A 492-nucleotide genomic window follows, 5' to 3' on the forward strand; every position below is an offset into this window, starting at 1 on the left:
ATCCTAGGGTCTGCGCGCGTCGCTTCGCTCCTTGCTTCGCCCTAGGATGACGAAGCCGAGGGCTGCGCGAATTTAGCCACTATCGTCTCCGCCACCGTCTTCAAATGATCCGCCGTCGAAAAGCCCGAGATCGCCTTGCGCGGTTTCAAATCGTGGTCGCCATCCTCCAGCCAGACCACCTCTATCGACGAGGACAGCCCGTAGGTCGCGACCTCCTCCTTCGTGCCGAACTCGTCGCGCGTGCCTTGGAAGATCAGCGTCGGCGTTTTCAGACCGACGAGATGTTTCGTCCGCAACTGCTCGGGCCTGCCCGGCGGATGGAAGGGATAACCGAGGCAGACCAGTCCGACGATCTCACCTTTGGCGAACATCTCGTCGGCGACCATGGAGGCGACGCGGCCGCCCATCGACTTGCCGCCGATGATGAGCTTGCCGGTCACGCCTTTGGCGCGCAGATCGGCGATCGCCTTGATGTATTCGGGGTTGACCGTC

The 492-nt window shown here is 62.2% G+C and carries 1 protein-coding gene; it reads right to left on the reverse strand.

From position 1 onward, the window contains the following. Positions 1–41: 41 nt before the first annotated feature. Positions 42–492 (reverse strand): alpha/beta family hydrolase (locus EOA28_RS38045; RefSeq protein WP_128315960.1); only part of this gene is annotated, 451 nt, incomplete at its 5' end.

It is taken from the genome of Mesorhizobium sp. M2A.F.Ca.ET.067.02.1.1 (assembly GCF_004023285.1).
GTDB lineage: Bacteria > Pseudomonadota > Alphaproteobacteria > Rhizobiales > Rhizobiaceae > Mesorhizobium.